Below are 13436 nucleotides of genomic sequence, written 5' to 3' on the forward strand. Positions count from 1 at the left end.
AATGCATAGTGTTTATAAAAGTATAAAATATTTTCTGACCATCTGCGTATCTCTTTTAACATTTTATCCCTTAACCGCAGATGCCCTTTCTCCAGATGAAGATGCAAATATAAAGATATACGAGGCATTAAGCCCGAGTGTTGTAAATATAATCAACACCACAGTCTCCTATGACTTCTTCTTAAACCCGCTTCCACAAAGCGGTTCAGGCTCAGGCTCTGTTATTGATAAAAAAGGTAATATCCTTACAAACTATCATGTGGTGGAAAATGCCCAGATGCTTGAGGTTACCCTTTCTGACAGCAGTAAATGGGAGGCAAAGGTCATCGGCGCTGACCCGAGTAATGACATTGCGGTTATCAGGATTGATGCACCTTCTGACAAACTCAAACCTATTCAATTTGGTAATTCTGCTGGACTTAAGGTTGGACAAAAGGTCCTTGCTATTGGTAATCCCTTTGGTCTGGAAAGAACTTTAACAGTCGGCATTGTCAGTTCTCTTGGCAGGACAATGAGGGCTGCTAATGGCAGGCTTATGAGGGGGATAATACAAACGGATGCGGCAATAAATCCCGGGAATTCAGGTGGTCCTCTTTTGGACAGCGATGGCAGAATGATTGGTGTTAATTCCGCCATATTCAGCCCTGTTGGAGCAAGCGTTGGTATTGGTTTTGCAATACCTGTAAATACAGTCAAAAAGGTTGTCCCACAGTTGATAGAAAAGGGCAGGGTTGCAAGACCATGGCTTGGTATTACGGGACAGGATATAGACAAAGAATTAGCAAGGGTGTTAAAACTCCCTTCAGACGGCATTTTGATTGCAGAGGTTGTGAAAGGGAGTCCGTCAGATAAGGCAGGGATAAGAGGCGGAAGCAGGGTTATAACGAGGGGAAATTTTCAGATAATAACAGGCGGCGACATGATAGTCAGTATAAATGGCAGAAAGATAAAATCTATGGATGATATGGTTGAATATGTGGAATCAAGGGCATCAGGTGAATCCATTGATATAATAATACTGCGGAACGGACAGAAAAAGACAATTAGATTAACCCTGGCAGAGATGCCGCAGTGATAAGTTTTTCAGCGGTCTTTAAAGTTCATACAGCATGCGCATAATCTCTTTCCTGCTTCAAGCATCTCTTTTTTAAACAGCCCCATATCAAATCCTTCCTGCCTTGACACACATATTCCATCTTTCATAAATAACAGCGATGATTCTATATTTGCAAGGCTAAAACCATCTACTATGGCAAGAGAGTATATCTTTATCTGGTTCTTATAGTTTTCATATTCTTTAGGTTCTAGATATTTATAGTCAATTATCTTCCAGTTTTCACCTTTGCGATACAATAAATCAATGACACCTTTTATATAGAGTGTAAAACCATTCTCTTTAATCGGCATAAAGAAAGGGAATTCCCTGTAAACCTCATCTGCCCCTGTAATTTCTTTGAAAATACTACTCCTTAAAAATCCTGTAATGCACGAGACTGCTGCATCAAGTTCATCATTTTGCAAAAACCATCCTTTGGCGAAATCCTTTACAAGATTTGTTATATATGACTCATCTTTTTTAGCCATATTATAATCCATCTTTTCCAAAACTATATGTATAAGACTTCCAATATCCCTTGCCATCTGTCTGACTGTTTCTTCACCTTCAACAATGCCTGTGATTTCAAATCTCTCTGTGGATACCATAAAGTCAGCAAGGATTGTTGCAGCAGCAGTAAATTCTCTTGGAAACAGAGGTATAAAATCAAATACATCCTTTATTACTTGAGCAGGCTCTTTCTTATATTTAATAGCATGGCATGGAATCTCTGTTTTTTCATCTATATACGAAAAGTTATCTCCCCTTGAAAGTTTAACCTGTGTTTTATTGTCAATAGTAATATCAGCGGTTGATTTATCTGATTTTATAAATTCATCCATTTCTCTCTTCATAATACCATCCAGCAATGCCCCCCAGTTTTCTTTGCCTCTGGATGGTAATTTTGATAAAATTAAATAATCCCTTGCCCTTGTGCATGCAACATAGAATATCCGAATGGACTCCTGAATATCCTTTGCTTTTATAATAGTTTTTGCCTCTTTAAAAACTGAAGTATCTTCTTCTTCGCCATCTTCACCTATATCTTTTGCAGCAATGCCTGTAGAAGGGTGAAACACTATATTGTCTTTGTTTGATGGAAATTTCCTACAGACATCAGGGATAAATACCACAGGAAATTCAAGCCCCTTTGCCTGATGGATTGTCATTATTCTTACAACATCCATCCCTTCTGTTGTGATTTGAGCCTCTGGTTCACGGGGAGGCTCATCAAACAGTGATTTCAGATAGCATATGAAATCTCTTATAGTGGCATTGCCTTCCCTTTCAAACCGTCTTGCCACCTCAATTAGTTTCTTTATATTCGCAGCCTTCTGTTCACCTTGAAATGTCGGTATGACTGCCCCTAGATAACCTGAATCAGTAAGGATTTCCTCTATCAATTCTGCAATGGTAAGATTGTCTTTTATATCCTTCCATCTTATAAGCCACTTCCTCGCAAGGGAAATCTTTTCTGTCTCATCCTTTGGATAATCTTCAAAATCCGTTTCATTGTAAAACCCTTCATAAAGTTCTCTTGCCCCATGATTTGTGCGGCATAGTCTAAAAAGTGTTTCATCCATAAGTCCAGCAAACGGGGACCTTAAAAAACCTGCCAGAGATATATGGCTATCCCCATGTTCTATATGCTGCAATATGTTATATACATCAATGACCTCCTGACAGTGATAAAATCCCCTGCCCTTAACAATGTAATATGGAATGGCATACTGCCTCAAAGACTCTTCATAGATATCAACATCATTTAATGTCCTTAAAAGGATTGCAATATCAGAATATTTAGTTTTCCTTTTCCCAATATTTTTTTCCCATACATCCAGTTTTCCAACTAATTGTTTTATCCTCTTTGCCAATGTATCTGCTTCAGTTCTTCTGTTTTCCTTTGCCTTTTTATCTTCTTCAAAAAGTATGACCTCAATCCTTGTATCATTAAAATCATCTGTCTCACTTCTTGTATGGTTCTGCACGGCATTTTCATTGAATATATCTTGAGGAGAGTTATGATGAATAAACAGGGCATTTACAAATGATACAATGTTTTTACACGAGCGATGGTTGTCTGTCAGATACACGACACCACTGCTGCCAGCCCCTTTTACTACATCTTCAAACACTATAACATCAGCACCGCGGAAACCATATATTGACTGCTTCATGTCACCAACAACTATAAGTTTTGAATCAGCAAGATTTCCAATAGACGGGACACTGCCTGTAATCTCATCCATTTCTGCAAGAAGATAAACAATTGACGCCTGAAGGTTATTTGTATCCTGAAATTCATCCACCATTATTTTTTTGAAGACCTTTTTGTAGAAACTGCGGACACCCTTGTTTTTAAGGAGCAGCCTTTTTGTAAAAATAAGCAGGTCCTGAAAGTCAAGGGACGAGATATCCCTTTTAGCCTTTGAATAATTATTATCAACAACCTTTAAGATATTTAAGAAACTGCGGATATTGGAGATTGTGCAAGAGGAACTTTCCAAGTCTGTGATTTCAATGCCGTGACCTCTGATATTCTGATAGATTTTCAGGAGCATTTCCGTGAACCCCCTGCCACCCTGAAATCCTATAGACCTTATCCAGACAGCAGCATCTTCATCACCTGCATCAGCAAGCCCTATAACAGTTTTTCTTATAACATTTTTGAGTATAGCAAGAGACTCATATTCATCAATGACCTTACAGTCAGGGATAATACCTGCCTCTATAGAATGTTCCCGTAATATCCTTGCACAGAAGGTATGAAATGTGGAGATGGGTGCATCTGAAATCTCCTGCATTGCCCTTATACATTGCAGTCCAGCCCTTGATTCTATCTCTTTTTCAATCCTCTCTTTTAATTCACTTGCTGCTTTGTCTGTAAAAGTAATTGCGACAATCTCTTTTGCACGGATACCCTGCTCAATCAAACTAACATATAAACCCACAAGGGTTTTTGTCTTACCTGAACCCGCACCTGCTGAAATTACACAGTTCTGTTCAAATTTTAAAAAGGGTTTTAAATGTTCTGACATCTGCATATATTCTTAAATCTACAGTATAGACAGACCCTGTCGTTATAAGGTTCTGCCTTAAAATTGCCTGATTTTATAAGGGATACAAGTCTATCTATATCTTTTGCTAGTGTCTTATCTTCAGTTCCATGTAAACTAGAAAGATAGTTGTCAAGCGGTATGCTGCCGTTATCTGTCTTGATAGTCTTTATATCTCCCCCCTCATTATCTTTAAGTGAATAATAAAGACCGCTGCACTGCGAAGGATTTACATTGAAATATCTTGCGGCAGCGAGGATATATATCGGAAGTTGGAAATATATCTTTCCTATTTCGTCTTTAGCAGGAAGACTGCCCATCTTATAATCAATAACCCTTAATGCCTTATCGCATCTATCTATCCTGTCTATCTTTCCCTTTATATGCACGAACACGCCATCTGGCAGGACTATGTCAAGGAGCGGGATATTTTTATTTCTCCCAAACTCAATTTCAAAATATTCAGGGATAAAATTCCTGTCATGGTTTTTCACCTCCGAATCGTAAAATCGTTTTAGTATATTTACTATCTGGTGTTTCTTAATCTCCCATAATCCTTTGCTGCCTGTAAAGTCAGTGTCAAGGGTCTCTTTAAATACAAGTGATATTGTTTCATTTAAGAGTAGAGATTCTACCTCTATCCCTGTTAGCGGCAGCACCCCATTTTGGCCCGCAGTTTTATAAAATCTCTCCAGCATCCTGTGGATGATAGTGCCTGCTGCAAGGTGGTTTATCTCAACATCCATTTCTTCAGATTCAATAAGTTTTAGAATATCCTTCATGTAAAAGGAGAAAGGACATTTGGCAATGGTTTCCAGCATTGTTGTAGTCCAGACACTTTTATTGCCAAGAAGTTCTTCATTAAGACGGCTTTTTAAACCAATATCAGTAATACAGCCTGTCCAATTATCTGCCCTGCCTTGTTTATCGCTGCGTAATCTTTCTATATTACAGATTTTCTTAAGTCTAAGGATATTGCTTTTAAATCCATTCCCCTCTCCTATTAGTTCAATCACCTCTTCAGCATATTCTCTATCAGGGTTATGGTGCGGTAAGTTTAATGACTTGAGGAGCGATACAGCGAGTTCCTCTTTCTCTAATGCATCCTCTGTATTTACAATGACCTCTGACACAGGTATCTTTTTAAAGAGGGCAGTATCCGCTGCTGTATCTATATTTAAAATCCTGCGAGTCTCTCTAAAGAATATGGACGGCAGTAGTTCTCTGCCTGTTTCATCAAGATATGAATAGGTTAGACAAAGCCTTTCCTCTGCCATACTGATAGCAAGAATAAACAAGAGTGGCTCTTTCCACCACTCTGTTCTGTTTGTTAAAAATATCCTTCTGCCAAGGGCATTATTTAATATCTTCTTGTCATCATCCCTTATAAACAGATGCGTAGTTTCACTTGCAGGGAATTCACCATCATTTAAGCCGCACACAAACAGATGTTTAAATCTTATTCCTCTGGCATCAAGTATGGAAAGTGCCTTTATACCGCCTTTATTTTTATATGCAGGCAGATATTTTTCTGCCAGTGCCTCTCTAACGAGACTAAAGAATTCACTTATAGAAAGAAGAGATTTATCCTTTCCGGTAAGCAGCAGCATCTTTTCTATTTCCAAAATTGTATCCATTAAAATATCAAGAGCCTGTATGTCCTGCTGGCGCATCTGTTGGCTGCATCTCTTTTCAATATCCAACTTTCTTATAACTGTATATAAATTATCCCTATGTCCAATAAATGGCTGTCTTTTGTCAATCCCCTTAAGTATTGCTATGAAATTCAGGATAAGGTTTTTTGTAGTCAACAATGTTTCTATATCAACCTTTGTCCCGTCCTTCCTATCTTTAATCCCCACAGATTTCAGATACCTTTCAAATGCCTTGTCCCACCTTTCAGTATCTTCATCAACCACCTTTACTTCAGATACAATCCTTTCTACCTCTTTAAACTTAATACCATTTCCACCTGTAATTTGAGAGATACCCACATAACTGGAATTCAAAAGTTTCAAGACCCTTTCCCTCTCAAAATTTGATTCAATGATGTCATAAATGGACATGATATTTTTTACAACAGGTAAGGCAAGCAGATTCCTCCCCCTTCGGAAATAAAGAGGGATATTAAACCTTTTAAAGACATCTTCTACAATCTCTTCGTATGTGGCAATATCTCTAAAGATAACCCCGATCTCAGATGGATTAACACCATCTTTCAGCAGTCTTCTTATCTTTCTGCCAACTGCTTCAATTTCTATATATCTGCCAGGTCCTGCAATAAGGTTTACCGTATCATCAGTAATATGGGCATTGGATTTATCAATCTTAAAAAGATTATGTATGAGGGCATTTATGCTGTTTTCCTCATTGCCGCTATCAGCAGGCTTGAATATTATAGATTCGGGAGAGAGATTTTCCATTGTTTCAAAGAAGTTAAGCAAATCTTCGGCAGCCTTTGTTGCATCAGGGTTTTCAAGGCTATAGACAGGGATTATCTCTGGTATAATGCCTTTATCTATCAATACCTTTACAATCCTTCGCTGAATCGGTAGTAAGTCATAAAAACCTTCTATAACGAGATTCTCTGTGTCTGAAAGGGACTGTGGAATTCCTTTGTATCCTTCAAGCCCGGCAAGGATTTCCCTTTGCCTGCCTATATCATCTGTAAGGTTTAAAAACTTAAGTCTATTTTCATAATGGGAATATATTCTGGCAAGTATGTGGTATTTTTCATTATCAATACATCTGACTGCCTTTTCAAAATCCTTGCTACAAACCAGTGCCTGTCTTAATTCCCTTATAAACTTATTCACTGCACGAAAAAAAACAGAAGAATCCCTGATGGGAGAAAGCCGTGTGCTGACAGGTTCTGCGGATACGGAAAGGACAGCATCTTTAATAAGCAGGAGTTCGCCAATAGATGAGATTTGTCTCTTTTTTATTGGAAAGTCTTTTGCAAGTGTACTTATAAGTTCAGGGAATGTCCAGACCCTGTAACCTGTAAGCACGCCACTTTCTTCTGCAAATTGTTTGAGTTTTTCTTCAACCATCAGGGCAGTTGGAAGGAGGAAAAGGGTTGATGAGTATTGTTTATGGTCAGGCTTCATAGGGTCATAATAAATCCTTGTAGCCGCAGGTTTTAGCCTGCGTATTAACGCAACCTAAAGGTTGCGGCTACACCCTTGCGTGATTTGGGTTTAATAGGTTTCTGGTGCGCCCGGAGGGATTTGAACCCACGACCCTTGGCTCCGGAGGCCAATGCTCTATCCCCTGAGCTACAGGCGCCTTTTTATAAGACAGTCAAGAGTCAGTAGCTAAAGATTAGTTTTTCACTCTTGACTTCTGACTTCTCACTTTTCACTTTCTTTACTGGTGCGCCCGGCAGGATTTGAACCTGCAGCCCCCAGTTTCGAAGACTGATGCTCTATCCAGTTGAGCTACGGACGCACGGGCAAATTTTTGGTGGAGGCGGTGGGAATTGAACCCACTTCCGGGAGTGCCTATCCATGGCATGCTACATACATATCCTCTGTTTTAAATCTCACACCCAAATCCCCCAGAGACAGGGTATTTGAGGTGCCAGCCTGATTAAATCTCGCCTTTCATGACTTCAGGCAAAGTTTGAAAGGCAATCCTGCTATCTGTCGTCCCTTTAGCCCTGCAGGATGAGGCTCAAAGGACGCTGACTGAACTTAAGCAGCCAGAGCGTAATTATAGTCGTTTGCGACTATTGTTTTCTGGTGGTTTCACGAGTCCCCATACCTCGGTATGCAGCCATTGGTTTCGGTCATCCCGTCGAATCCTGTCGCCCCCTTTTGTTTAGGAGGTAGAATATAGGAAAAGGGAAGTGGTTTTTCCACCCCCTACCTCCCTTTACCCACCTCCTATCTTTTAACTGCCTTTGCCATGTCTCTTTCAATAGTCTTTTTCTTTATGGACTCTCTTTTGTCAAAGAGTTTTTTGCCTTTGGCAAGGGCGAGTTCAACCTTTGCCTTGCCGTTTCTAAAATATACCTTTGTCGGAATTAGGGTTAACCCCTTTTCATGGATTTTGCCTATAAGTTTCTTTATCTCCCTTTTATGAAGCAGTAATTTCCTCGTCCTGTCAGGAGGTGGTTCTGTGAATTTATCTGCCTGTGCATACGGGCTTATATGCATGTTCATTAAAAAGAGCTCCCCATCTTTTATCCTTGCAAAACTATCCTTCAGATTTGCCCTCCCTAAAACAATGGATTTTACCTCACTCCCTTTCAGAACGATACCTGCCTCGTAAGTTTCCTCAACAAAATAATCGTAATATGCCTTCTTGTTCTGACAGACAACCTTTATCCCGCCGGAAAACCTTGTTTGCGCGGCTTTATAAGACCTGTCACTCATAGTGAGCATTATCTGAAAGGTATATAGGATTTTTGCTCACTTACTTGCAAGCCGAACAATGGTAGGTCTGACGCCCTTTTTATTTTCCATTGCCTTCCCATAAATCCTTATCCCAAAAAATGCTGCTGTCAGAAATATTACTCCAAAGATACCTGATGCAAGGTCAGGGTTCAGATGTCCTGCAAATTTTTGACCAATCACAACCCCTGCAATAAATGCAAAAAGCGGAACAAGATAGATAATAAGGCTTGTTTTTATAATGGCTGATGTCGGTATCTTAAATATTACCATGTCACCAATATTTGCATTAACAGGGTTATCCACCTCTACAAAGGTTTCCTTTTCACCCAGACTATAGCAAAACTCCTTTGCCTGACATCTTTCACAGGTAGAACCCCGCTCTGTCTTTAATATTGCCCTGTCGGTTTTTATTGCCATTACAATGCCATGCTCTTCTACCATGTTTTTATGATACCATGCTTAATTATTATTTGCAAATCAAACCTATTTTGGATATTTATAATATACAAATGAATATTGTAAAATCAATCTCATCTCCTAAAATAACCGTTATTGGTGTAGGGAATCTTTTGTTAAGGGATGAAGGGGTTGGAGTAAGGACTGTTGAATATATCATAGAAAATCACCTGCTCCCTGCTGATATAGAGGTTATAGACGGAGGCACAGGGGGCATGAAGATTGTTTCACTCATCCAGAATACAGATTATCTTATTATTATAGATGCGGTTAATGGCAGAGGCATGGCAGGTGATATATGCAGGTTGACAATTAATGACATAAGTCCAATGGTAAAGCAAAAGAGAACACTTCATGGGATAGGTATGCAGGAGGTGTTTTCCTTATTACAACTCATGGGAGGGAAGATGCCTGAAACTATTGTAATAGGTGTGGCACCGATGGACATATCTTATGGTGATAAACTGAGCCCAAAAATAAAGCGAGCGGTTCCAAAGATTGCTGCAAAGGTTATAAAAGAGGTGAAAAATATTCAGGAAAGGTGTTTGTAAAATATGCATACAGTTTCTATTGCCCGAAGCATAGTTGAGACAGTAAAAGTGTATGCTGAAAGAGAAGGCATAAAAAAAGTAACCAAGATAGGGCTTGCAATAGGGGGGTATTCCTGCATAGAGCCTTCATCCATTTCCTTTTGTTTTGATATAGTAAAGAAGGATACAATTGTAAAGGATGCTGTTCTTGATATAAAAAGGGCTGCAGGAGGGGACGATATAAAGGTGGTGTATATAGAGGGAGAATAATAGATGTGTCTTGCTGTGCCTATGAGGGTAAGAAGGATTGAGGATGGTTCGGGTATTGTTGAGTATAATGGTGTGGAGCGTAGGGTTTCCACCCTTCTCATAGATGGAATAAAGGAAGGTGATTATATCCTTGTCCATGCAGGTTTTGCTATTTCCATAGTTGAAAAGCAATGGGCAGAGGAAATAATCCATCTCATGGAGACATATATAAGTGGATGAAGTCCTAAATCTTTACAGTGATAAAACTGTAGTAAAACAACTGCTTTCTGCTATAGATGCGGTTTCTATCTGTCGTCCTGTTAAAATCATGCATGTCTGCGGCACACATGAGAATACAATTTCAAGGTTTGGGATAAGGGAACTCCTTCCTGAACAGGTTAAAGTGATAGCGGGTCCCGGGTGTCCTGTGTGTGTTTGTCCAAGTGAGGATATAGATATTGCAATAAGGTTGGCACTGGATAAAGGGGTGATTCTGGCTGCCTTCGGAGACATGCTCCGTGTCCCATCTCCACACGGCTCACCCATGGATGCAAAGGCAATTGGTGGTGATATTCGGGTTATCTACAGTCCGTTTGATTCTATCAGAATAGCAAAGGAAAACCCTGATAAAGAGGTTGTCCTTTTTTGTGTTGGTTTTGAAACCACCGCATGTGGAATAGCATCTGTAGTTCAATCGTCTAAAGAAAAGAACTTAAGTTTTTTAATGTCTAACCGCCTTATACCACCTTCTATGGAATTCCTTCTGGGTGTGGGCGACCTTTATATAGATGGTTTCATTATACCGGGTCATGTAACAGCAGTTATGGGTTTAGATGAATACATGATTTTTCCAGAGGCATATAGAATGCCTGTTGTGTCTGCAGGCTTTGAGCCTGTGGATATCCTTTTGGGAATACTTATGATATTAAAACAGATAAAGGATAAGAATGCCCGATGTGAAAATGCGTATAAAAGGGCAGTAAAGGAAAAGGGTAACCCAAAGGCAAAAGAGATGATGACACAGGTTTTTGATGTAGTTTCAGCATACTGGAGGGGGATAGGGAGGATTCCAAGGTCAGGTTTTATTCTAAAAGAGAATTATAGAGAAAAGGATGCCCTATATAAGTTTGGTGTCTCAAAAAATAAATCTCATATAGATTTACACCCGGGTTGTTCCTGCCACCTTATAATGACAGGGAAGATAAGCCCTCCTGACTGTTCTCTTTTTGAAAGTTCATGCAATCCTCAAACCCCATATGGTCCATGCATGGTGTCTTATGAGGGAACTTGTAATTCATGGCATAAATATAGAAGAAGTAAGGGTGTAAAACGGACTTTTCATTAGCCTGCTAATGGGATGTTATGAGGATAAGAGAACAGCACGGTATGATTACACAAAGATTTGCCCCATTTATCCATAAAGCAGGATTTAATATCCCGCTTGCAATAGACTTGGGCATTAATAATGCACCAACAGTTTTTGCAGCAGGTGCTGAATTAAAGGCTGCCTTTTGTTTAACTAAAGATGGATATGCTATACTGGGTCCAACTATAGGTGACATGAGAAGCAAAGAGGCTATCATCTTTTATAAAGAGGGCATGAAGGATATTATAAAGGCTTTTGAGATAGACCCTGATATAATAGCCCATGACCTTCATCCTAACTACTGGACAACACAGTTTGCCAAGCAGATTTCAGATTCAAAAGAACCACCTATCCAAAGTATACAGGTTCAGCACCATCACGCGCATATTGCATCCTGCATGGCAGAGCATGGTATCAGGGGAAATGTTCTGGGTGTTGCAATGGATGGAACATCAAATGGTCAGGATGGAAAGATATGGGGAGGAGAATTTTTAATTGCAGATGAAACTGATTTTGAGAGGTTTGCACACCTTGAATATATGCCGATGCCCGGAGGTGAAATGGCAATAAAAGAACCTTTTCGGATGGCGTTTAGTTATATTTATCATACATTTGAAGGGGGTTATGGAGCAGAGATTGAATTTGCTAAAAGATTTGACCAGGGGGTTTTAAAGACATTTATAGACATGATGCGAGGTAAAATAAATTCTCCTCTTACATCAAGTTGCGGCAGGCTCTTTGATGCAGTATCCTCTATTATCGGTATAAAGGATATTATAACATTTGAGGGTGAGGCAGCTATATCAATGGAAAGGGTTGCGTCTGCCAATGTATCAGGTTCTTATGGATTTGAGATAAAAGGGTTTAATCCATATATCATAGATGTAAAGCCTATGATAAAAGAGGTAGTAGAAGATGCAAGTAAAGGCAAGGCAATATCTGATATAGCAGGCGCTTTTCATAATACGATTGCAGATATAATATTGGCAGTTTCAAAGAATGCACGAAGGGATAAATCTATAGACAGGGTTATTCTTACAGGCGGTTGCTTTCAGAACGCACTTTTGTTGGGAAAGGCAGTGCCAAGACTTGCAGATAACGGGTTTCATGTATTTACACACAGGGTGGTCCCGCCAAATGATGGGGGGATATGTATTGGACAGGCACTCATAGCATCTTCAATGGCAAAAGGCATATAAAAATTCTCTCTAATATGATTGTTTATTCTCCAGCAAAAATAAATCTCTTCTTAAAGGTCTTAAAAAAGCGGGATGATGGCTATCACGACATTGTTACAGTTATGCAGCCTGTCTCTATTTATGACGAAATATCTCTTAAAATAACAAACGGAGAGGGTATTGTAGTTACCTCTGATAACAAGACCATACCGCTGGATAAAACAAACCTTGTATACAAGGCAGCCGATGCCTTATTAAGTTATACAAGACTAAAAAGGCATGTTGCTATTAAAATCAAAAAAAGAATTCCTGTGGCGGCCGGATTGGGGGGCGGAAGCAGTAATGCAGCAACTGTCTTGACAAGTTTAAACAGCATGCTTTCAACAGGACTCCTTACAGATAACCTCTTGGAAATAGGGGCAGAACTTGGATCAGATGTGCCTTTTTTTATACATGGAGGTTCAGTGATTGCCGCAGGCAGGGGCGAGAAGATTGAAGGAATAGAAATTCCGAAATTCTGGTATATTATTATAAACCCAGATTTTCCCGTGTCAACAGCATGGGTATATGGAAATTTACACTTGACAAATAAACAAGGGAATATTAACATTCTTCACTTAAAAAAACTTTTAAAAAGTTGCACCATAGAAGATATTTTAGAAAATGACTTGGAGGATGTTACTGTAAAAAGGTATCCTCAAATTGCAGAAATAAAGTCTTTTTTGAAAAACATTGGTGCAAAGGGTGCGCTTATGTCAGGGAGCGGGCCAACGGTTTTCGGGGTATTTGAAAATAAAGAAGCAGCAGAAAGCGCCTTTATTCGCATAAAAAACGACCCAATGTTTAAGAACATGGCTGTTTTTGTGGCGCAAGGAATAGAATAAAATCAAAAATCAAAAGTCAAAAATCAAAATGACAAATCAAAATATAAAGATTAAATACCTTAATTTTGATTTTTAATATTTGAATTTTAAATTTTCTTTATTTTGGGGCGTTGCCAAGCGGTAAGGCACAGGGTTTTGATCCCTGCATTCCCAGGTTCGAATCCTGGCGCCCCAACCATGAAAGCGGTTTAAACGGTTTAAACAGTTTAAGCGGTTTAAAC

General features: G+C 39.3%; 11 protein-coding genes, 3 tRNA genes and 1 other RNA gene. 8 read left to right on the forward strand and 7 right to left on the reverse strand.

What is annotated here, in order from left to right; all coding sequences use genetic code 11:
- Position 1: 1 nt before the first annotated feature.
- Positions 2–1075: a trypsin-like peptidase domain-containing protein gene (locus tag HZC45_04360; protein ID MBI5682389.1), complete on the forward strand. Its 1074-nt coding sequence runs from the start codon at positions 2–4 to the stop codon at positions 1073–1075.
- An 8-nt stretch (positions 1076–1083) separates the two neighbouring features.
- Here the strand turns inward: HZC45_04360 and HZC45_04365 are convergent, their stop codons facing one another.
- The 7 genes from HZC45_04365 to HZC45_04395 form a co-directional block, all read right to left on the reverse strand.
- Positions 1084–4134 carry a UvrD-helicase domain-containing protein gene (locus tag HZC45_04365; GenBank protein MBI5682390.1) on the reverse strand — a complete coding sequence of 1017 codons (3051 nt, stop codon included), beginning with the start codon at positions 4132–4134 and terminating at the stop codon, positions 1084–1086.
- The gene (locus HZC45_04370) at positions 4119–7262 is read right to left on the reverse strand and encodes an exodeoxyribonuclease V subunit gamma (GenBank protein ID MBI5682391.1); all 3144 of its coding nucleotides are present in this window, start codon (positions 7260–7262) and stop codon (positions 4119–4121) included. The genes HZC45_04365 and HZC45_04370 overlap by 16 nt, the downstream gene beginning before the upstream one ends.
- 102 nt (positions 7263–7364) lie before the next feature.
- A tRNA-Arg gene (locus HZC45_04375) sits at positions 7365–7440 on the reverse strand.
- An 85-nt stretch (positions 7441–7525) separates the two neighbouring features.
- Positions 7526–7602, reverse strand: a tRNA-Arg gene (locus HZC45_04380).
- A 13-nt stretch (positions 7603–7615) separates the two neighbouring features.
- Positions 7616–7968, reverse strand: a transfer-messenger RNA (tmRNA) gene (ssrA, locus tag HZC45_04385).
- 71 nt (positions 7969–8039) lie between these two features.
- Positions 8040–8531 (reverse strand): SsrA-binding protein SmpB, encoded by a 492-nt coding sequence (smpB, locus tag HZC45_04390; GenBank protein MBI5682392.1) that lies wholly within the window; start codon positions 8529–8531, stop codon positions 8040–8042.
- A 36-nt stretch (positions 8532–8567) separates the two neighbouring features.
- A complete protein-coding gene (locus HZC45_04395) occupies positions 8568–8993 on the reverse strand; it encodes a SoxR reducing system RseC family protein (protein MBI5682393.1) in 426 nt (141 codons plus the stop codon).
- A gap of 68 nt (positions 8994–9061) precedes the next feature.
- On the opposite strand from HZC45_04395, the gene HZC45_04400 reads away from it, so the two are divergent.
- From HZC45_04400 to HZC45_04430, 7 genes are all read left to right on the forward strand, one after another.
- Entirely contained in the window at positions 9062–9559 is a 498-nt protein-coding gene (locus tag HZC45_04400; GenBank protein MBI5682394.1) for a HyaD/HybD family hydrogenase maturation endopeptidase, read from the forward strand.
- Between the two features lie 3 nt (positions 9560–9562).
- Positions 9563–9808, forward strand: a complete 246-nt coding sequence (locus HZC45_04405; GenBank protein ID MBI5682395.1) for a hydrogenase maturation nickel metallochaperone HypA — start codon at positions 9563–9565, stop codon at positions 9806–9808.
- A gap of 3 nt (positions 9809–9811) precedes the next feature.
- The gene (locus tag HZC45_04410) at positions 9812–10027 is read left to right on the forward strand and encodes a HypC/HybG/HupF family hydrogenase formation chaperone (GenBank protein ID MBI5682396.1); all 216 of its coding nucleotides are present in this window, start codon (positions 9812–9814) and stop codon (positions 10025–10027) included.
- On the forward strand, positions 10020–11132 hold the full coding sequence (gene hypD, locus HZC45_04415) for a hydrogenase formation protein HypD (GenBank protein ID MBI5682397.1): 1113 nt from the start codon (positions 10020–10022) through the stop codon (positions 11130–11132). Before HZC45_04410 ends, hypD begins: the two co-directional genes overlap by 8 nt.
- A gap of 17 nt (positions 11133–11149) precedes the next feature.
- Positions 11150–12352: a carbamoyltransferase HypF gene (locus HZC45_04420; GenBank protein MBI5682398.1), complete on the forward strand. Its 1203-nt coding sequence runs from the start codon at positions 11150–11152 to the stop codon at positions 12350–12352.
- Positions 12304–13215, forward strand: coding sequence for a 4-(cytidine 5'-diphospho)-2-C-methyl-D-erythritol kinase (locus tag HZC45_04425; protein MBI5682399.1), 912 nt, complete (start codon positions 12304–12306; stop codon positions 13213–13215). Before HZC45_04420 ends, HZC45_04425 begins: the two co-directional genes overlap by 49 nt.
- Positions 13216–13318: 103 nt before the next feature.
- Positions 13319–13393: transfer RNA gene (locus HZC45_04430), tRNA-Gln, on the forward strand.
- Positions 13394–13436: the final 43 nt, after the last annotated feature.

The organism is Deltaproteobacteria bacterium, assembly GCA_016223005.1.
GTDB lineage: Bacteria > Desulfobacterota > GWC2-55-46 > UBA9637 > GWC2-42-11 > JACRPW01.

Excerpts from the sequence above, each read along its gene's own strand:
- smpB (MBI5682392.1), bottom strand. The coding sequence starts at position 8,531 with ATGAGTGACAGGTCTTATAAAGCCGCGCAAACAAGGTTTTCCGGCGGG.
- HZC45_04400 (MBI5682394.1), top strand. The coding sequence starts at position 9,062 with ATGAATATTGTAAAATCAATCTCATCTCCTAAAATAACCGTTATTGGT.
- HZC45_04420 (MBI5682398.1), top strand. The coding sequence starts at position 11,150 with ATGAGGATAAGAGAACAGCACGGTATGATTACACAAAGATTTGCCCCA.
- HZC45_04425 (MBI5682399.1), top strand. The coding sequence starts at position 12,304 with ATGTATTGGACAGGCACTCATAGCATCTTCAATGGCAAAAGGCATATA.
- HZC45_04360 (MBI5682389.1), top strand. The coding sequence starts at position 2 with ATGCATAGTGTTTATAAAAGTATAAAATATTTTCTGACCATCTGCGTA.
- HZC45_04405 (MBI5682395.1), top strand. The coding sequence starts at position 9,563 with ATGCATACAGTTTCTATTGCCCGAAGCATAGTTGAGACAGTAAAAGTG.
- HZC45_04370 (MBI5682391.1), bottom strand. The coding sequence starts at position 7,262 with ATGAAGCCTGACCATAAACAATACTCATCAACCCTTTTCCTCCTTCCA.
- HZC45_04410 (MBI5682396.1), top strand. The coding sequence starts at position 9,812 with ATGTGTCTTGCTGTGCCTATGAGGGTAAGAAGGATTGAGGATGGTTCG.
- HZC45_04395 (MBI5682393.1), bottom strand. The coding sequence starts at position 8,993 with ATGGTAGAAGAGCATGGCATTGTAATGGCAATAAAAACCGACAGGGCA.
- HZC45_04365 (MBI5682390.1), bottom strand. The coding sequence starts at position 4,134 with ATGTCAGAACATTTAAAACCCTTTTTAAAATTTGAACAGAACTGTGTA.